This is a genomic window from Streptomyces venezuelae, assembly GCF_008642275.1.
Classification (GTDB): domain Bacteria; phylum Actinomycetota; class Actinomycetes; order Streptomycetales; family Streptomycetaceae; genus Streptomyces; species Streptomyces venezuelae_E.
Genome location: NZ_CP029189.1, coordinates 6,809,087 through 6,825,163, shown reverse-complemented (window position 1 = coordinate 6,825,163; position 16,077 = coordinate 6,809,087). Strand labels below are relative to the sequence as shown.

Sequence of the window (16,077 nt, the reverse complement as noted above, 5' to 3'; positions counted from 1 at the left end):
GCCGGCTGGTCGGTGTCCCGACCAGCCGGCCACTTGCCTGCCCCGTAGCGATTCAGCGCACTGCCGCACCGAGTGCGAGGAATCCGGCGACGGCCACCAGCAGAGCACCCATCAGTGGTGCCATGAAGCGCAGGTACCGGTCGTAGCGGACCTTGGCAAGGGCGAGGCCTCCCATGACGACGGCCGAGGTGGGCGTAACGAGGTTCACCCATCCGGAAGCCGACTGGTACGCGGTCACCACCAGAGCCCGGCTCACTCCGGCGAAGTCGGCCAGGGGGGCGAGGATGGGCATGGCGAGGGCCGCGTGGCCGGACGAGGAGGGGACGAAGAAGGCCAGCGGGAGGTTCACCGCGAACATCAGTACGGCGAACACGCCGGAGGATGTGTCGGCCACCGCGCTCTGCAGGACGTCGAGGATGGTGTCGGTGACACTGGCGTTGTTCATGATCACCGTGACTCCCCGGGCCAGCATGACGATCAACGCCGCTCCGATGAAGTCCCCTGCGCCGGCGGTGACGGCGGTCACCGTTCCCTTCTCGCCCAGGCCGCCGACCAGCCCCACGGCGACCGCCGCGACGATGAACAGGGCGGCGAGTTCGGGGAAGTACCAGCCGAGGGTGGGCAGGAAGGTGACGTGCAGATCGGACCAGGGGACGACGGCGAAGATCATGAAGAGGAACGTGGTCGCGAAGAGGCACAGGACCGTGCGCTGGCGACTCGTGAGCTTCGCCGCTTCGCCACCCTCGGCCTTGATGCGGAGGTCGTCCTCGGTGAGGGGTGTCAGCGACCGGGAGGGGTCCTCGGTGACGCGGCGGGCGTAGCGCACGACATAAGCGGCTGCCAGGGCCGTCAGGCAGGCCCACATCACCAGTCGCAGGACGATGCCGTCTCCCGTGCCGATGCCGGCGCTGTCGGAAGCCACTCCGGTGGCAAAGGGGTTGACGGTCGAGGCGAGGGTGCCGACCCCGGCTCCCACCATGACGACCGTCGCAGCGACCATGCGGTCGTAGCCCAGGCTCAGCATCAGGGGGATCATCAGCCCGTAGAAGCCGAGGGTTTCCTCGGCCATCCCGTACGTGGTCCCGCCGAGGGAGAACACCGTCAGCAGGACCACGAGCAGCAGGGTCCTGCGGTGGTGCAGACGCTGCGCGAGGCGCGCCACTCCCGCCGTGAGTGCCCCGGTGCGCATCGTGACGGTGATGAACGCGCCCACGGCCAGTATGAAGAGGAACACGCCGGCCGCGCCCGCGAAGGAGCCGGTGCCGCCAGGTGCGGTGAGGCCGGTCCCTGCATCGGTGACGCCGTACAGACCGTTGACCGGGGCGAGGAACAGGTCTTTGAGCCGCTGCCAGAATCCTGTGGTCAGTTCTACGGAGTGGTAGGTGCCCGGTACGGGGCTGCCGTCCTTGGTGTCGTAGCGGCCGGCGGGGATGACGAACGTCAGGGCCCAGACTGCGACGGTGACGACGAACAGGACGGTGAAGGCGGACGGGAACCGAAGCCGTCGCCGTGGGGCGTCGGGCGCGCCGGAGTCCGTTCTGGCTCTGGCCGGCTGTGGGGATGCGGTTGCGCTCTGCAGAGTCATGTCAGGTCCTGTGTTCCGTCGTGGCGGGCTTCGCGGTAGCTGCCGCTGGGTGTGACGACGGTGCCGGCGGCTCCGTCGAGGATGGCTCGGGCGTCTTCGAGAGCGCCGATGGCCGCCATTCCGCCGGTGAGCTCGACGAACCGGCACACGGCGTCGACCTTGGGTCCCATGGATCCGGCGGGGAACTGGTGGGCTCTCAGGGCCGCGGGCGTGGTCCGTCCGATGGGCTCGGCGCCGGGGGTGCCGTAGCCGAGCGAGACGTGGGGAACGTCCGTGAGGAGCAGGAGCGCGTCGGCGTCGAGCGCCTCGGCCAGGAGGGCGGCGGTGAGGTCCTTGTCCACCACCGCTTCGACGCCGGTCAGCTGCCCCTGTTCGTCACGGATGACCGGTACGCCACCGCCTCCGGCGCACACGGCCACCGCTCCCGAGTTGAGCAGCAGCCGGATGAGCCGGGTTTCCACGACGCGTTGTGGACGGGGGGACGGTACGACGCGTCGCCAGTGGGCGCCGTCCTGCTTGACCGTCCAGCCACGTTCGGCGGCCAGTCGCTCCGCTTCGGTCCGGTCGTAGACCGGGCCCACGAATTTGGCCGGGTCGGTGAAGGCGGGGTCGGCTGCGGAAACGAGGGTCTGGTTGAGCAGGGCGCAGACCTGCCGTTCGGGCAGGGCGTTCTGCAGGGACTGGAGCAGCCAGTAGCCGATCATGCCCTGGGTCTCCGCGCCGAGGACGTCGAAGGGGTAGGGGCTGCTCAGGGAGCGGTCGGCGGCGCTCTGGAGAGCGAGCACGCCGACCTGAGGTCCGTTGCCGTGGGTGATGACGAGTTCGTGCTCGTGCGCGAGGGGGGCGAGCGCGGACACGGCAGCGCGGATGTTGGCGAGCTGCACGGCGGCGTCCGGCCGCTCCTCGCGGCGGAGCAGGGCGTTGCCGCCCAATGCGACGACTACACGCATGACGTGTTCTCCGGAGGTCGAGGGGATGCCGGTTCAGTCGCCGAGGGTGGCGACGAGGACGGCCTTGATGGTGTGGAGCCGGTTCTCGGCCTGGTCGAACACGATGGAGCGCGAGGACTCGAACACCTCCTCGGTGACCTCCAGTGCGGTCATGCCGGTCCGCGCAGCGATCTTGGCGCCGACCGTGGTGTCGCTGTTGTGGAAGGCCGGAAGGCAGTGCATGAACTTGACCGCCGGGTTGCCCGTCGCCTCCAGGGTCTTCGCTGTCACCTGGTACGGCTTGAGCAGGGCTATGCGCTCGTCCCACATCTCCGGCGGCTCTCCCATGGAGAGCCATACGTCGGTGTAGACGAAGTCGACACCGGCCACGCCTTCGGCCACGTCCTCGGTCAGGGTGATGCGCGCACCGCTGACGGCCGCCGCCCGCCGCGCGTGGTCGACGACTTCGGAGGAGTTGTGCAGGGATCGCGGGCCGACCATGCGTACGTCCATGCCCAGCATCGCCGCGACGATCAGCAGGGAGTTGCCGACGTTGTTCCTGGCGTCGCCCAGGTAGGCGAAGGACACCTGGTTCAGCGGTTTGTCGGTGTGCTCCCACATGGTGAGCACGTCGGCGAGCGACTGGGTGGGGTGCCACTGGTCCGTCAGGCCGTTCCAGACCGGAACGCCGGCGTGCTGGGCCAGCTCTTCCACCAGGCGCTGGTCGCTGCCCCGGTATTCGATCCCGTCGTAGTAGCGGCCGAGGACGCGTGCGGTGTCCTTGATGGACTCCTTGTGCCCGAGCTGGGATCCGGCCGGGTCGAGGTAGGTCACGTGCGCGCCCTGCTGGTGCGCGGCCACTTCGAAGGCGCATCGGGTCCTCGTCGACGTCTTCTCGAAGATGACGGCGATGTTCTTGCCGCGCAGCCGCTGCTCCTCGCGTCCCTCGCGGCGGGCCGTCTTGATGGAGGCGGAAAGTTCCAGCAGGTGGCGGAACTCCTCGGGAGTGAAGTCGAGTTCCTTGACGAACGGGCGCTGGTGCAGGTCGTCGTGCATGGCGGGCTCCTCGATGTGTACGGGGTGTGTGCGGCGGGCGGATGACGGGGACGCGGGGGCGCGGGAGGGGGGTCAGGCGGCCTCGCGCTCGATGGGACAGGTCATGCACCGCGGGCCGCCACGGCCCCGGCCGAGTTCGCTGCCTCGAACGGTGATCACCTCGATACCGCTCTTGCGCAGGTGGGTGTTGGTGGTCACGTTGCGCTCGTAGGCGACGACCACGCCGGGTTCCACGGCCAGCACGTTGCAGCCGTCGTCCCACTGCTCCCGCTCGGCGGACCGCAGGTCCTGGCTCGGGGTGAGGACGTTGATGGACGGCAGACCCAGCGCGTCGGCGATGGCCCGGTCCATGTCCTCGGGGGCGTGGTCGGTGACCCTCAGCCGCTCCCCGCCGGTCCCCGGTTCGATCGTGGAGGAAGGCAGCATGCCGAGGCCGGCGTATCGGGTGAAGGTGTCGCCGCTGACCATCGTCATGACCGTGTCGAGGTGCATGAAGCTGCGGCTCTTCGGCAGGCTGACGGCCACGACCCGCTGGGCGGAACCCGCCGCGAACATGCGCAGGGCGAGATTCTCCACGGCCTGAGGCGTGGTGCGCTCGCTCATGCCGACGAGCACCGCGCCGTTGCCGATGACCAGGACGTCGCCGCCCTCGATGGTGGCGGGATAGGCCGCCTGCCCGTCGGACCAGCGGTGGAACTCCCCCTTCGCGAAGAGGGGGTGGTGCTGGTAGAGGGCTTCGAAGTGAACCGTTTCACGGCGGCGTGCCCGTTTGTTCATCGGGTTGACGCTCACGCCGTCGTACACCCAGCACGAGGTGTCCCGGGTGAACAGATGGTTGGGCAGCGGCGCGAGGAGGAAGTCGTCGGGCGCCATGGCGTGCAGTCGTACGCTCGGTATCGGGCCCGTGCGCTCGAGCAGTTCCGCCTTGGTGACGCCGCCGATGAGGCAGGCGGTCAGGGCGGCCGGCTCCAGGTAGTCGAAGTACGTGCGGAGCTGGTCGGTGCCGAGTATGCCGAACTCGCGTTCGTCGAAGACCCGGTCCAGCACGAGCTGCCGCGCCTCGATGCCGTCCAACGTCTCGGTGAGCAGGTCCGCCAGGAGGTGCACGCGCACTCCGCGGTCCCGCAGGACATCGGCGAACGCGTCGTGCTCGTCTCGGGCGCGCTTGGCCCACAGCACGTCGTCGAAGAGGAGCTCGTCCTTGTTGGTGGGTGTGAGGCGTGTCATTTCGCGGTCGGGGCGGTGCAGGATGACCTGCCGCAGCCGGCCGGTCTCGGAGTCGACGTGAAACGTCATGGGGTCCCCCGGAGGTGAGACGGAAGGTGCGCTCGACGGGCGCCGTCATGGGATGTGCGCCCGGCCGGGCGTCCTCTGGGGGCGCCTCGGGGAGCACTTGAACTCTGTCACTCGCGCCCCCTCGTGCCCGGCGGCAACAGTCCCTGGTGGCAGGCCGGTCGGCACTCTCCGGGAGGTCCCGTTCGGTCGCTGCGCAGGGCCCTTCGGCCCTGCGCAGGGCCGGTCGGAACCGGACGCGGCGGGGCGAACCCTCGGTCAGACGTCTGCGTGCGGTGCGACGGCCGCGAGCGGCCGGCAGTGGCGCCGTGCGGCGTGCGTAACGGCGCCCGGGAACGCGCCGCCCACCAGTGACCGGCACGTACAGCAGCCGTCCTGCGCGACCGACCCCGCGTCCCGTAAATCGGCGACCAGGTCACGGGCCGGACGTCCGAGGCCGAACCGTGCGGCCTCCTTGGTGGTCAGAGCCTGCCCCGCCGGAGTCGACTCGGCTTCGTGAAGGGGCAGTTCCCCATCGAAAGCACCCACGCCTGCAACTGGTCCACTGCAGGCGCTTCAAGGGTTCCGCGGCCCTGCGTCGTCGCAACCGGGAGAAGCCCGGCTTCGAGGCCCGATCCTGAACACCGACCTGCCGAACCCCTCTACGACGGCACAGACATCGAGAACACGCCGAGGGGCTTCGCCCCCGTCGAAGTCGGCAGCGAGATCCGGTCTTCTTGCAGTTGAGTGACCATCCAGCCGCTTCGTCGTTGGGCCGTGCGTGCAGGAGCTGGTACACGCTTGATCGTGCCGCCCTTGCCCGCTGCGTCGCGGCCCTCGAAGACGACGACGAGCCGGGCGCCCTCCGCGCGCACCCACTCCTGGAGTTTGATCAGCTCCGTCTGGAGCCCTGGCAGCTCGTCCTCGTAGACCGCCTTCTTCAGACCCACGACGTCTGTCCTCCCCGTCGTCGTCCGGGGCTTCGGTCACGGCCTCGGCTGGTATCCGCGCGCCACGGTGCCGATCGGGCCCGGGCGTGTCGATACGCTGGCCGTGGATCGGGGAACCGAGCGAGCCGTCGGAGGGGAAGCGCGTGGGTGTGAGGGATCCGTTGACGCAGGTACCGCGGATGCGGCTGGACGAGCTGCTGGACGAGCTCCAAGCGCGCATCGACGAGGTGCGGGGCACCCGGGACCGGGTGCACAGCCTCCTGGAAGCCGTAGTGTCGGTGGGGCGGGAGCTGGATCTCGCCCAGGTGCTCCGGCGGATCGTGGAGGCGGCAGCCCTGCTCGTCGACGCCGAGTACGGCGCTCTGGGAGTGATCGGCCCCGACGGCCGGACTCTCTCACAGTTCCTGACCGTGGGGCTCACGGATGAGGAGATCGCCGAGATCGGTCCCTTGCCGGCCGGCCACGGCCTGCTCGGGGAGGTCATCCACCACCCGGAACCGCTGCGCCTGACGGATCTCGGCGCGCACTCCTCTTCCTACGGCTTTCCGGCCCATCACCCACCCATGCGCACCTTCCTCGGTGTGCCGATCCGGGTCCGCGAGGAGGTGTTCGGCAATCTCTACCTGACCGACAAGCGCGGCGGGATCGACTTCGACACCGAGGACGAGACGGTCATCTCCACCCTGTCGGTGGCGGCGGGTGTCGCGATCGACAACGCGCGGCTCTACGAGGGCTCTCAGCGCCAGCAGCGGTGGCTCAGGGCCAATGCGGAGATCACCGAGAGCCTGCTGTCCGGCAGCTCCCGCCCGACGGTACTGGAGCTCATCGCCCGCCGCGCACAAGAGATCACCGCGGCACGCCTCGCTGACATCGCCATGCCCGTGCCGGGTATCGACGGCCTGGTCGTGGAGTTCGCGGCCGATGCGGACGGAGCCGAGCGGCAAGGTCTCGTCGTCCCCTTCGCGGGCACGCTCGCAGGAGCGGCGCACCTGGCCGGCAAACCCGTCACAGCGGTGCAAGCCTGGGCCGACGAGCACTATCCCGCAGAGTCCCAGATTCAGGAAGGGTTGGGGCCCGCCGTGGCAGTCCCGTTGGGCACCGCGGGCGGCGAAAGCAGAGGTGTCCTGCTGCTCGCGCGCCCGGCGGGAGAACCGGCGTTCGGCGAGGGAGAGCTGGAGCCCCTCGTCGCCTTCGCAGGTCAGGCCGCGCTCGCCTTGGAGCTGGCGGAGCGGCGCCGGGACGCCGAGCAGATAGCACTCCTGGAGGAGCGCGACCGGATCGCCCGCGACCTGCACGACCTGGCCATCCAGCGGCTCTTCGCCACCGGCATGACCCTGCAGAGCGCTGCCCGGCTCGTCGAGCACGAAGGGGCGGCCGAGAGGGTCGGCCGGGCCGTCGACGACCTGGACGAAACGATCAAGATCATCCGGTCGACGATCTTCGGGCTGCGCACCAAGGACCGCGAGAGCGGCCCTGGGCTGCGGGCGCGCGCCGCCCGTGCCGTCGGCGACGCGGCCACCGCCCTCGGCCACCCGCCGCGTCTGAGCATGGAGGGCCTGCTCGACACCGACGTACCTCCACAGATCGCCGACCACGTCATGGCTGTGCTGGGCGAGCTGCTCAGCAACGCCGCCCGCCACGCACAGGCGACCCGGGTCGGAGTGACCCTCAAGGCCGGCCAGGGCGAGATCGTACTGACCGTCTCGGACAACGGGACAGGTATTCCGGCTCAAGGCCGCAGAAGCGGCCTGCTCAACCTCGACGAGCGGGCGCGGAGCCTGGGCGGCTCCTTCAGTCACGAGACTCCGGGTGACGGGGGTACAAGGCTCGTCTGGCGGGCTCCCCTCCCCACCGGGGGCTGAGGACCGGGGCAGGGCGTCAGCCCCGGGCCGCGGGCACGGGCTGCGTCGGGTCCGCCTCCAGCCGGAACCCGGTGACGAGATCCGGACGGATCCTCAGGGTGCTGGTCATCCGGTGCGCCACCCATGGACGAAGCAAGTGCGTGTACCGGTCCATCTCGTCGGCATCTGCCACCACCCTCGCGTAACCAGTGACGACAACGCTCCAGCCGAGGTGCGTGACGGAATCGATGACGTCCGCTTCGTAAGCGACCACCACACCGGGAGCATCGGCGGGTGCCGCCAGGGAGGCCAATGCTCCGTCCTCATGTATCCGGACGATGATGGCCTCGTTCTCGACGAGATGGTTCACCGGGCGGACGGCGGGCAGCGCGTGCTGAGTGAAGACGATGCGCCCCAGGGACACCGTCGAGAGCAGCCGCAGGGCCTCGGCCCTGTCCAGCTCCCGCATGTAGCGGCGCGCTGTCGTGTCACCGACCTCTCGGGTCCGTAGCGGGTTGCCTTCGTGATCCATGCTGCTTACCTTCGTCCGGCCCCGATGGGCCCTTGCGGCTTCCGCATCCCAGCTTTCACCGCGATCCACGGGAGAACCAGGGCCGAACGGTCCCCGTCAGGGGGCGAGATTCGGGCACCCGCTCGATCACGTCACGGCGAGCGGCAGGCCGCGGTCGACACCGAGCACCTGCATGGACTTGACCAGCAGGGGTGGTACGCCGCGGAGCAGGAGCTGCGTGCCCGCGCTACGGCAGCGCTGGTGGAGCCGGAGGAAGAGTTCGATACCCGAGCTGTCGCAGAAGGAGATCCCGGACAAGTCCAGGACCATGTTGCGGTGGCCGAATCCGGCGAGTTCGGCGAGGCGTGGTTCCACTCGTCTCGCCGTATGGAAGTCGAGCTCTCCGGCCAGGGCCATCCTCAGGCCGCGGTCGTCGCGTGCCACGGTCCGCAAGTCGATCAAGGCGGTCGTCATGGTGTCCTCCGCGCTGCGTGCGGCTCCGTCGAGTCGCGCCGTTCCCCGTGCACCCGCAGTTCATCGGGTGCTGAGTGCACTCGGGAAGGCCCGGCAGGCCCTCGGACAGGGCCGAAGGTCCCTCCTCCTCTGCCCACACCGGCCCTGCCGCGCGCAGCGGCAGGCCGATGAGGGCCGATCGGTCCTGTCCGTCCCGCCCGTACGGAAGGGGGGATGCCGGTCTTCGTGCCTTCAGGACGAACCAGGCGAAGGAGTTGCGTCATGACCGGCAGTGGTGCCCACTCCCACGCGACGAGCGCGCGCGGCGCGACCGTTCCCATCAGCATCTTCCTCCTCGACGACCACGAGGTCGTACGCAGAGGGGTGCACGACCTACTGGACGCCAAGCCGGACCTGACCGTGGTCGGTGAGGCGGGCACGGCGGAACAGGCGCTGATCCGCATCCCCGCACTGCGCCCCCGGGTCGCGATCCTGGACGTACGGCTCCAGGACGGCGACGGGGTCAGCGTCTGCCGCGAGTTGCGCTCACGGATGCCCGAGCTGGCCTGCCTGATGCTCACGTCGTTCGACGACGAGGAGGCACTGCTGGACACGCCCTACGACGGCGAGCCCGGCTTCAAGTGTCGATTCGGCGTCAGTGGTGCGGGACGACAGCGACGGGGCAGGCCGCGTGGTGGAGCACGGCATGGGCCACCGACCCGATGCGCGTACCCACCGCCGACTCGCGGACCCGGCGGCCGACGACGACCAGCTGGGCGTCCGAAGCCTCCGACAGCAGCACGTGGCCGGCGCTGCCCCGCTCCACGTGCGCGACGACCTCCACCTCGGGAAACCTCAGCCGCCACGGCTCCAGCGCCTGGTCCAGCGCGGCCTTCTCGAACGGCTCCAGACCGCCGAACTGCTCGGCGATCCACATCGAGCCGGGGCTGTATCCGTACACCGGGGGCAGGTTCCAGGCCCGGACGGCGCGGAGCGGGACCTTGCGCGCCGCGGCCGCCTCGAACGCGACACGCAGTACCTCGGCGGACTCCTCCACACCACCCTGCTGTCCCACGACGACCTCGCCCTCCTCCGGCACGGCCAGAGGCCTGCCGTGGGCGGAGCGGACGGAGACGACGGGGCACTCGGCGGCAGCGATCACCTGCTGACCGTAGGAGCCGAGCAGGAAGCCGAGCAGAGCTCCGTGCCCGCGGGTGCCGAGGATCAGCATCTCGGCCTCCTTGGCGGTGCGCAGCAGGGCCGGCACGGGCGTGTCGCACAGGACTTCTGCGGTGAGCGCGAGCGACGGGTACCGGTGGGTGAGCTCCTGCTCGACCTCCTTCAGGATGTCGTCGGCCCGACGGGATTCGGTGTCGCGGTCCTGGACGATCGGGACGGCGAGCGGCTGCCACAGCCAGGCGTGGACCACGTGCAGGGGCAGGTCACGCCGTACGGCTTCGCGCGCGGCCCAGTCCGCGGCGGCCCGGCTTTCCGGGGATCCGTCCACTCCGACAACGAGGGTGCGCTTCACAGGTCTGTCCTCCGTACTGATGCGAGAGGCATCGGGGTCGGCCGGCGGGGATGGGCGGCACCGGCCGGGGGAAGGACCGGCGCCACCGGGATTCACCTTGCTCGTGCCGGGCAGGGGCGCAGAAGGGCCAACGGTCCCTTCTCGAGGGCCGGTCCTCCTCTCGCGGCCGCACCACAGCAGGGGCAGGGTGTCGGTATCGGCCCCGTCGACGAACGTCCCGGACCCTCAGACGCAGGAGCGGACATGACCGCGTTGACCGCGCACTCGATCTCGCAGCTGGACGCCCACTGGCGCGCCGCGAACTACCTGGCCGTCGGTCAGATCTACCTCATGGGCAACCCCCTGCTGACCCAACCGCTGAGGCCGGAGCACATCAAGCCGCGGCTGCTCGGCCACTGGGGCACCTCGCCCGGCCTCAACCTGGTGCACACGCACCTCAACCGCGTGGTCAAGGAGCGTGCGCTGGAGGCCCTGTGCGTCTGGGGTCCGGGACACGGAGGTCCCGCCGTCCTGGCCAACTCCTGGCTGGAAGGGACGTACAGCGAGACGTATCCGGACGTGAGCCGCGATGCCGACGGCATGGCCAAGCTCTTCCGGCAGTTCTCCTTCCCCGGCGGGGTGCCGAGCCACGTGGCGCCGGAGACCCCCGGTTCCGTCCACGAGGGTGGGGAGCTGGGTTATGCCCTCTCCCACGCCTACGGAGCCGCCTTCGACCACCCCGGCCTGCTGGTCGCCTGCGTCATCGGCGACGGCGAGGCCGAGACCGGACCGCTCGCAGCGTCCTGGCATTCGAACAAGTTCCTCGACCCGGTCCACGACGGGGCGGTCCTGCCGATCCTGCACCTGAACGGCTACAAGATCGCCAACCCGACCGTGCTGTCCCGGATCCCCGAGGACGAGCTCGACGCGCTGCTGCGCGGCTACGGGCACGACCCGCTGTACGTGACCGGCAGCGACCCCGCACAGGTGCACCACGCCATGGCCCGCGCGATGGACCACGCCCTGGACCGCATCGCCCGCATCCAGCAAGAGGCACGGACGGCGGCCACCGACCCCGGCCGGGAGTACGCACGCTGGCCGGTGATCGTCCTGCGTACGCCCAAGGGCTGGACCGGACCGGTGTCCGTCGACGGCGACCCGGTCGAGGGCACGTGGCGGGCCCACCAGGTCCCGCTCGCCGGTGTGCGCGAGAACCCGGCACACCTGCGGCAGCTGGAGGACTGGCTGCGCTCGTACCGGCCGGAAGAGCTCTTCGACGCCGACGGCCGGCCGACGGCCCAGGTCCTGGCCTGCGTGCCGGACGGCGAGCACCGCTTGGGCGCCGTGCCGTACTCGAACGGGGGCCGCCTCCTGCGGCCGCTCCCCCTGCCCGCGCTCGACCAGCACGCCGTCCCCGTCGACAAGCCCGGCCGCACCCTCCACGAACCGACCCGCGTCCTCGGCCGCTTCCTCACGCAGATCATGCGGGACACGGCTGAACGACGGGACTTCAGGGTCGTCGGTCCGGACGAGACCGCCTCCAACCGGCTGGACGGCCTGTACGAAGCCACCGGCAAGGCCTGGCAGGGCATCACGGAGGCCTCGGACCAGAACCTGGCCCGCGACGGCCGGGTCATGGAGATCCTGTCCGAACACGTCTGCCAGGGCTGGCTGGAGGGCTACCTCCTCACCGGCCGCCACGGCCTCTTCTCCACCTACGAAGCCTTCGCGCACATCGTCGACTCCATGGTCGCCCAGCACATCAAGTGGCTGAAGACCTCGCGCGAACTGTCCTGGCGCGCGCCGATCGCCTCCCTCAACTACCTGCTCACCTCGCACGTCTGGCGCCAGGACAACAACGGCTTCTCGCACCAGGACCCCGGATTCGTGGACCACGTCCTCAACAAGAGTCCCGAGGTCGTCCGGGTCTACCTGCCGCCGGACGCCAACACCCTCCTCGCCGTGGCCGACCACGCCCTGCGCAGCCGCGACCAGGTCAACGTGATCGTCGCGGGCAAACAGCCCTGCTTCGACTGGCTGTCCATCGACGAGGCCCGCACCCACGTGACGCGCGGCGCCGGCATCTGGGAGTGGGCGGGCACCGACCACGGCTCCCGCGAACCCGACGTCGTACTCGCCTGCGCCGGCGACGTGCCCACCATGGAGACGCTGGCCGCCGCGGCCCTGCTCCGCGAACACCTCCCCGAGCTGGCCGTCCGCGTCGTCAACGTCGTCGACATCGCCCGGCTGATGCCCCACGAGGAACACCCGCACGGCATGACCGACACCGAGTACGACGCGCTCTTCACCACCGACAGGCCGGTGATCTTCGCCTACCACGGCTACCCGTGGCTCATCCACCGCCTCGCCTACCGCCGGACCGGCCACCCCCAGCTTCACGTCCGCGGCTACAAGGAGTCCGGCACCACGACCACCCCGTTCGACATGGTCGTGCGCAACGACATGGACCGCTACCGGCTCGTCATGGACGTCATCGACCGCGTTCCCGGCCTCGCAAGCCGCGGCGAGGGCCTGCGCCAGGCCATGGCCGACCAGCACATCCGCCACCACGACTGGATCCGCGAGCACGGCACCGACCTCCCGGAGGTCGCGGACTGGTCCTGGCCGTACTGATCGGCACGGGAACCAGTGCTGCACGTTCTGAGACGCCGTCACCCGGATGGGGGGATGAACACAAGCGGGGTCAGCCGACGAACAAGATTCCGCAGGTCCTCAGTCGCTGCCTGCCACCCTTCCGGAAGGATGGGTTCAGCTCTCTCCCGATCCTGGCGGGTCTTGACCCGGCCCGTGCGCACGTAGTGCGGTCAGACGTTGTTCGTACTCTTCTTCGTCGATCTCGCCTCGGGCGAACCGTTCGGCGAGCACCTGCTTGGCGGAAGGCGCAGCCGGGGGCTGCCCTGGGCCCGAGGGGAAGCCGTCGACACTGCGGAGGAGCAGTACGACTCCCGCGACGGCCAGGGCCACGAGGAGGACCATGGTGAACGTCATGGCGACCCAGCCCCATCCGCCCATTCCGTGGTCGTACCAGAACATGGCTCACGCTCCTGTTGCGATGGTCTGGGACACGGCCCGCAGGGCATGTCCCCCATGTCCTCACTGTCCGTCGGCCCGTGTCGTCCGGGCATGGGCCGGTCGGGGTCGCGACCAGGGCCGATAGTCCCATGCCTGTGGCCGTGTCTGCCTCCAGACGGAAAGCGGGGACCCGAACGGAGGCCGCTTCCCGCCCCGGGCGCCACCGCAAGAGTCGGCTCTTCACCACAGAAGTTGTGCCGGAAGCCGAGTGCCGACAGCAATGACGGCCGTGGCACAGCGGGTGGGCGCGGTGACGACATGGTGTCCCTCTAGGGTGGCCTCGCGGGCCGATTGAGGCGACGCCGACCTTGGTGAGGAGGGCGTCAGCATGTCGGAGCGGGAGCAGGGGCTGGGCGACGTTCAGCGTGCGCACTGGCAGCAGACCTACGGCCGGCATCCCGGCATGTACGGGGAGGAGCCATCCGATCCGGCGATCCACGCCGCTGCCGTCTTCGGGGCCGCCGGCGCCCGGAAGGTGCTGGAGCTGGGTGCCGGCCATGGCCGTGACGCGCTGTACTTTGCCCGCCGGGGATTCTCCGTGTTGGCCACCGACTTCAGCCCAGTGGGTCTGGAACAGCTGCGTGAAGCCGCCGCGGCCCAGGACGTCACGGAGCGGGTCACCACAGCGGTCCACGACGTCCGCGACCCTCTGCCGCTCGCGGACGCCTCGGTGGATGCCGTGTTCGCCCACATGCTGCTCTGCATGGCACTGTCCACCCAGGAGATCCACGCCCTGGTCGCCGAGGTGCGACGGGTACTGCGGCCGGGCGGAGTGTTCGTCTACACCGTCCGCCACACCGGGGACTCCCACTACCGGGCCGGAACCGGGCACGGGGACGACATCTGGGAACACGGCGGCTTCGCCGTCCACTTCTTCCCCCGCGCCTTGGTCGACGCCCTCGCCAGAAGCTGGAATCTGGACGAGGTCGCCGCGTTCGAGGAGGGTGACCTCCCCCGGAAGCTGTGGCGCGTCACGCAGACCGTCCCACGGTGACGACCGTCTGAAGGCCCAGTGTCGTCCGATCCCGGGTTCTGGTTGAACTCTTTCGTGCCGCCCCGATGCTCGGTGCACGAGGCGACAGGCGTCGTCACTCAGCCCTCACCGCACGGGGACCGTGATCACCGGGCAGTGCGCCCGGTGTAGCAGCCCGTGGACAACCGATCCGAGTCGCATGCCCGTGTAACCGCCCTTGCCTCGACGGCCCACGACCACGGCGAGGGCGTGCTCGGCGGCACCGGCGAGCTCCTCCACCGGGTGCCCGGTCAGCACCTCGTGCGTCAACACGACGTCCGGGTACTCCTGCGACCAACCTGCCGTCGTCTCGGACATCATGCGTCGTTGCCCTTGGAGCGCGGCCTCCTCGTCGTGGTGCAGGAGGAGCGGGGGCTCCCACACCGACACGGCACGCAGCCTGGCCCTTCTGAGGTCGGCCTCTTCGAATGCCAGCGCGAGAGCCGCCTTCGAGGATTCGCTCCCGTCGATGCCCACCACCAGGTAGGGCGGCTGTTGAGTGACGTGCTCGGCGTCACCCACGACGACGACCGGACACTGCGCCTGGGCACTGACCGGGACAACCAGGGAACCGGCGCTGAGGAACTCCGAGGTCCGGCTCAGATGACGGGAGCCGAGCACGATCATGCGGGCCCGCCTCGACAGTCGACCGATCTCCGGAGCGGGGAACCCCTCGAGGACCTCCACAGCCGATTCGACCTCCGGGTCTCGCTCCCTGCTCCAGGCGGCAGCAGTACCAAGAGCGTCCGAGGCCGCCTGGTGCAGGGCGATGCTGCGCGGTGTGTCGTCTACGTGATGCGTGTCGTGCTGGGGAGGTACGGCTACGGCGAGTCGCAGCCGTAGGTGGCGCCGCCCGGCCTCGTCCACCGCCCAGGCGAGGGGAAGACGCCAGTCCCTGGCCGGGTCGATGCCGACGACGATCTCCTCACGTTCACCCGCGTCGCTCACGATTCGCTCCCGTCCTGCTCGTCCGTGTGGCGCGGAATGAGCTCTACGGGGCAGTGGGCATGGTGGACCAGGCTGTGCGTGACCCGCCCGAGGGTGGGCCCGAGGTAGCCGCGTGACCGTCGGCCGCCCATCACCAGCAGGTCCGCCCGGCGCGAAGCCTCGACCAGGACAGAAGCCACTGACGTGCTCTTCTCCGCGTCCACCTTCACGGACAGGTCCGGAAACTCCTGGCGCACCCGGTCCGCCACCGCGTTCAGGTGGTGGACCTGCTCGTTGGCGATTTCCTCCACGTCGTCGAGCAGGGTCACGACCTCGCCGACGGACTGCAGGATGTTCCACACGTGCAGCAGCCGCAGCGAGCCTTTGCGGAGCTGTGCCTCGCGTGCGGCGTGGCGCGCGCAGTCGACGTCGTGCTCGTCGCGGACGGCGGAGAGCACGACACCCGTGTCGGCGTCGTTCTCGGTGCCTCTGACGATGATGACGGGCGTCGTCGCTCCCGCTGCGACCTTGAGTCCGACCGATCCGAGCATGAGGGAGCTGAAACCGCCCAGTCCCCGGCTGCCGACCACGATGGTGTCGTGAAGGCCCGCGGACCGGTGGAGGCTCGGGACAGGTGCGCTGCGGCTGAATTCGGGGTTGACCTGCAGGCCGGGAAACTGCTCCGTAACCGCGGCCACCGTGGCATCCAGTAGTTCCCGGCCTGCCCGGCGGACGTGCTCGATGCTCTTCGCCGAGACGTAGAGGACCCGGCCATCGGTGTCGGACCCGTGCACGATGCGCAACGGGCACTCGCGGCGTACCGCCTCCGCCGCTGCCCACAACGCTGCCCGCCGGGCCGGCTCGGAGCCGTCGACGCCGACGAGGACGGCGCCGAGTTCCGGGCTGCTCGTGGTGCCTTCCATGGTTCCTCCTCAGGG

General features: G+C 69.9%; 14 protein-coding genes and 3 pseudogenes. 5 read left to right on the top strand and 12 right to left on the bottom strand.

Features of this window, described 5'->3' with window-relative positions; genetic code table 11:
- Window positions 1-52: 52 nt before the first annotated feature.
- From DEJ51_RS30245 to DEJ51_RS30225, 5 genes and pseudogenes are all read right to left on the bottom strand, one after another.
- On the bottom strand, window positions 53-1,585 hold the full coding sequence (locus tag DEJ51_RS30245; RefSeq protein ID WP_053613026.1) for a YfcC family protein: 1,533 nt from the start codon (window positions 1,583-1,585) through the stop codon (window positions 53-55).
- Complete coding sequence (gene arcC, locus DEJ51_RS30240) at window positions 1,582-2,535, bottom strand: carbamate kinase (protein ID WP_053613027.1); 954 nt, start codon at window positions 2,533-2,535, stop codon at window positions 1,582-1,584. The genes DEJ51_RS30245 and arcC overlap by 4 nt, the downstream gene beginning before the upstream one ends.
- A 33-nt stretch (window positions 2,536-2,568) precedes the next feature.
- Window positions 2,569-3,570 (bottom strand): ornithine carbamoyltransferase, encoded by a 1,002-nt coding sequence (gene argF, locus DEJ51_RS30235; protein ID WP_053613028.1) that lies wholly within the window; start codon window positions 3,568-3,570, stop codon window positions 2,569-2,571.
- Between the two features lie 72 nt (window positions 3,571-3,642).
- Entirely contained in the window at window positions 3,643-4,866 is a 1,224-nt protein-coding gene (locus tag DEJ51_RS30230) for an arginine deiminase (protein ID WP_150260758.1), read from the bottom strand.
- 770 nt (window positions 4,867-5,636) lie between these two features.
- A pseudogene (locus DEJ51_RS30225) lies at window positions 5,637-5,786 on the bottom strand (polyphosphate kinase 2); the annotation flags it as partial.
- 185 nt (window positions 5,787-5,971) lie between these two features.
- Here DEJ51_RS30225 and DEJ51_RS30220 point away from each other — a divergent pair.
- On the top strand, window positions 5,972-7,654 hold the full coding sequence (locus DEJ51_RS30220; protein WP_053627960.1) for a GAF domain-containing sensor histidine kinase: 1,683 nt from the start codon (window positions 5,972-5,974) through the stop codon (window positions 7,652-7,654).
- 16 nt (window positions 7,655-7,670) lie between these two features.
- On the opposite strand, the gene DEJ51_RS30215 is transcribed toward DEJ51_RS30220, so the two are convergent.
- Both DEJ51_RS30215 and DEJ51_RS30210 read right to left on the bottom strand, forming a co-directional pair.
- The gene (locus DEJ51_RS30215) at window positions 7,671-8,165 is read right to left on the bottom strand and encodes a pyridoxamine 5'-phosphate oxidase family protein (RefSeq protein ID WP_150260756.1); all 495 of its coding nucleotides are present in this window, start codon (window positions 8,163-8,165) and stop codon (window positions 7,671-7,673) included.
- Between the two features lie 126 nt (window positions 8,166-8,291).
- The gene (locus DEJ51_RS30210) at window positions 8,292-8,618 is read right to left on the bottom strand and encodes an STAS domain-containing protein (protein WP_051734335.1); all 327 of its coding nucleotides are present in this window, start codon (window positions 8,616-8,618) and stop codon (window positions 8,292-8,294) included.
- A 261-nt stretch (window positions 8,619-8,879) separates the two neighbouring features.
- On the opposite strand from DEJ51_RS30210, the pseudogene DEJ51_RS30205 reads away from it, so the two are divergent.
- Window positions 8,880-9,236, top strand: a pseudogene (locus DEJ51_RS30205) (response regulator transcription factor); the annotation flags it as partial.
- 16 nt (window positions 9,237-9,252) lie between these two features.
- On the opposite strand, the gene DEJ51_RS30200 reads toward DEJ51_RS30205, so the two are convergent.
- Window positions 9,253-10,128: a universal stress protein gene (locus DEJ51_RS30200; protein WP_030648513.1), complete on the bottom strand. Its 876-nt coding sequence runs from the start codon at window positions 10,126-10,128 to the stop codon at window positions 9,253-9,255.
- 243 nt (window positions 10,129-10,371) lie between these two features.
- Between DEJ51_RS30200 and DEJ51_RS30195 the strand changes: the two genes are divergently transcribed.
- Entirely contained in the window at window positions 10,372-12,741 is a 2,370-nt protein-coding gene (locus DEJ51_RS30195) for a phosphoketolase (protein ID WP_150260754.1), read from the top strand.
- 135 nt (window positions 12,742-12,876) lie between these two features.
- Here the strand turns inward: DEJ51_RS30195 and DEJ51_RS30190 are convergent, their stop codons facing one another.
- The gene (locus tag DEJ51_RS30190) at window positions 12,877-13,161 is read right to left on the bottom strand and encodes an SHOCT domain-containing protein (protein ID WP_053613033.1); all 285 of its coding nucleotides are present in this window, start codon (window positions 13,159-13,161) and stop codon (window positions 12,877-12,879) included.
- Between the two features lie 367 nt (window positions 13,162-13,528).
- Here DEJ51_RS30190 and DEJ51_RS30185 point away from each other — a divergent pair, with 367 nt between their 5' ends.
- A complete protein-coding gene (locus DEJ51_RS30185; protein ID WP_053613034.1) occupies window positions 13,529-14,194 on the top strand; it encodes a class I SAM-dependent methyltransferase in 666 nt (221 codons plus the stop codon).
- 105 nt (window positions 14,195-14,299) lie between these two features.
- Here the strand turns inward: DEJ51_RS30185 and DEJ51_RS30180 are convergent, their stop codons facing one another.
- Window positions 14,300-15,160, bottom strand: coding sequence for a universal stress protein (locus DEJ51_RS30180; RefSeq protein ID WP_150260752.1), 861 nt, complete (start codon window positions 15,158-15,160; stop codon window positions 14,300-14,302).
- Window positions 15,157-15,597 carry a universal stress protein gene (locus tag DEJ51_RS35905; RefSeq protein ID WP_223836238.1) on the bottom strand — a complete coding sequence of 147 codons (441 nt, stop codon included), beginning with the start codon at window positions 15,595-15,597 and terminating at the stop codon, window positions 15,157-15,159. The genes DEJ51_RS30180 and DEJ51_RS35905 overlap by 4 nt, the downstream gene beginning before the upstream one ends.
- Between DEJ51_RS35905 and DEJ51_RS35900 the strand changes: the two genes are divergently transcribed.
- Window positions 15,491-15,742, top strand: coding sequence for a hypothetical protein (locus DEJ51_RS35900; protein ID WP_223836237.1), 252 nt, complete (start codon window positions 15,491-15,493; stop codon window positions 15,740-15,742). The two genes, DEJ51_RS35905 and DEJ51_RS35900, sit on opposite strands and share 107 nt — an antisense overlap.
- On the opposite strand, the pseudogene DEJ51_RS35895 reads toward DEJ51_RS35900, so the two are convergent.
- Window positions 15,640-16,062 (bottom strand): annotated as a pseudogene (locus tag DEJ51_RS35895) (universal stress protein); the annotation flags it as partial. The gene DEJ51_RS35900 and the pseudogene DEJ51_RS35895 overlap by 103 nt on opposite strands.
- Window positions 16,063-16,077: the final 15 nt, after the last annotated feature.

Bases quoted from the DNA above. Each gene is read 5' to 3' on its own strand.
- DEJ51_RS30245 (WP_053613026.1), bottom strand. From the start codon at position 1,585: ATGACTCTGCAGAGCGCAACCGCATCCCCACAGCCGGCCAGAGCCAGA.
- DEJ51_RS30190 (WP_053613033.1), bottom strand. From the start codon at position 13,161: ATGTTCTGGTACGACCACGGAATGGGCGGATGGGGCTGGGTCGCCATG.
- DEJ51_RS30185 (WP_053613034.1), top strand. From the start codon at position 13,529: ATGTCGGAGCGGGAGCAGGGGCTGGGCGACGTTCAGCGTGCGCACTGG.
- DEJ51_RS35900 (WP_223836237.1), top strand. From the start codon at position 15,491: ATGTTCCACACGTGCAGCAGCCGCAGCGAGCCTTTGCGGAGCTGTGCC.
- DEJ51_RS30210 (WP_051734335.1), bottom strand. From the start codon at position 8,618: ATGACGACCGCCTTGATCGACTTGCGGACCGTGGCACGCGACGACCGC.
- DEJ51_RS30230 (WP_150260758.1), bottom strand. From the start codon at position 4,866: ATGACGTTTCACGTCGACTCCGAGACCGGCCGGCTGCGGCAGGTCATC.
- arcC (WP_053613027.1), bottom strand. From the start codon at position 2,535: ATGCGTGTAGTCGTCGCATTGGGCGGCAACGCCCTGCTCCGCCGCGAG.
- argF (WP_053613028.1), bottom strand. From the start codon at position 3,570: ATGCACGACGACCTGCACCAGCGCCCGTTCGTCAAGGAACTCGACTTC.
- DEJ51_RS30220 (WP_053627960.1), top strand. From the start codon at position 5,972: ATGCGGCTGGACGAGCTGCTGGACGAGCTCCAAGCGCGCATCGACGAG.
- DEJ51_RS30195 (WP_150260754.1), top strand. From the start codon at position 10,372: ATGACCGCGTTGACCGCGCACTCGATCTCGCAGCTGGACGCCCACTGG.
- DEJ51_RS30215 (WP_150260756.1), bottom strand. From the start codon at position 8,165: ATGGATCACGAAGGCAACCCGCTACGGACCCGAGAGGTCGGTGACACG.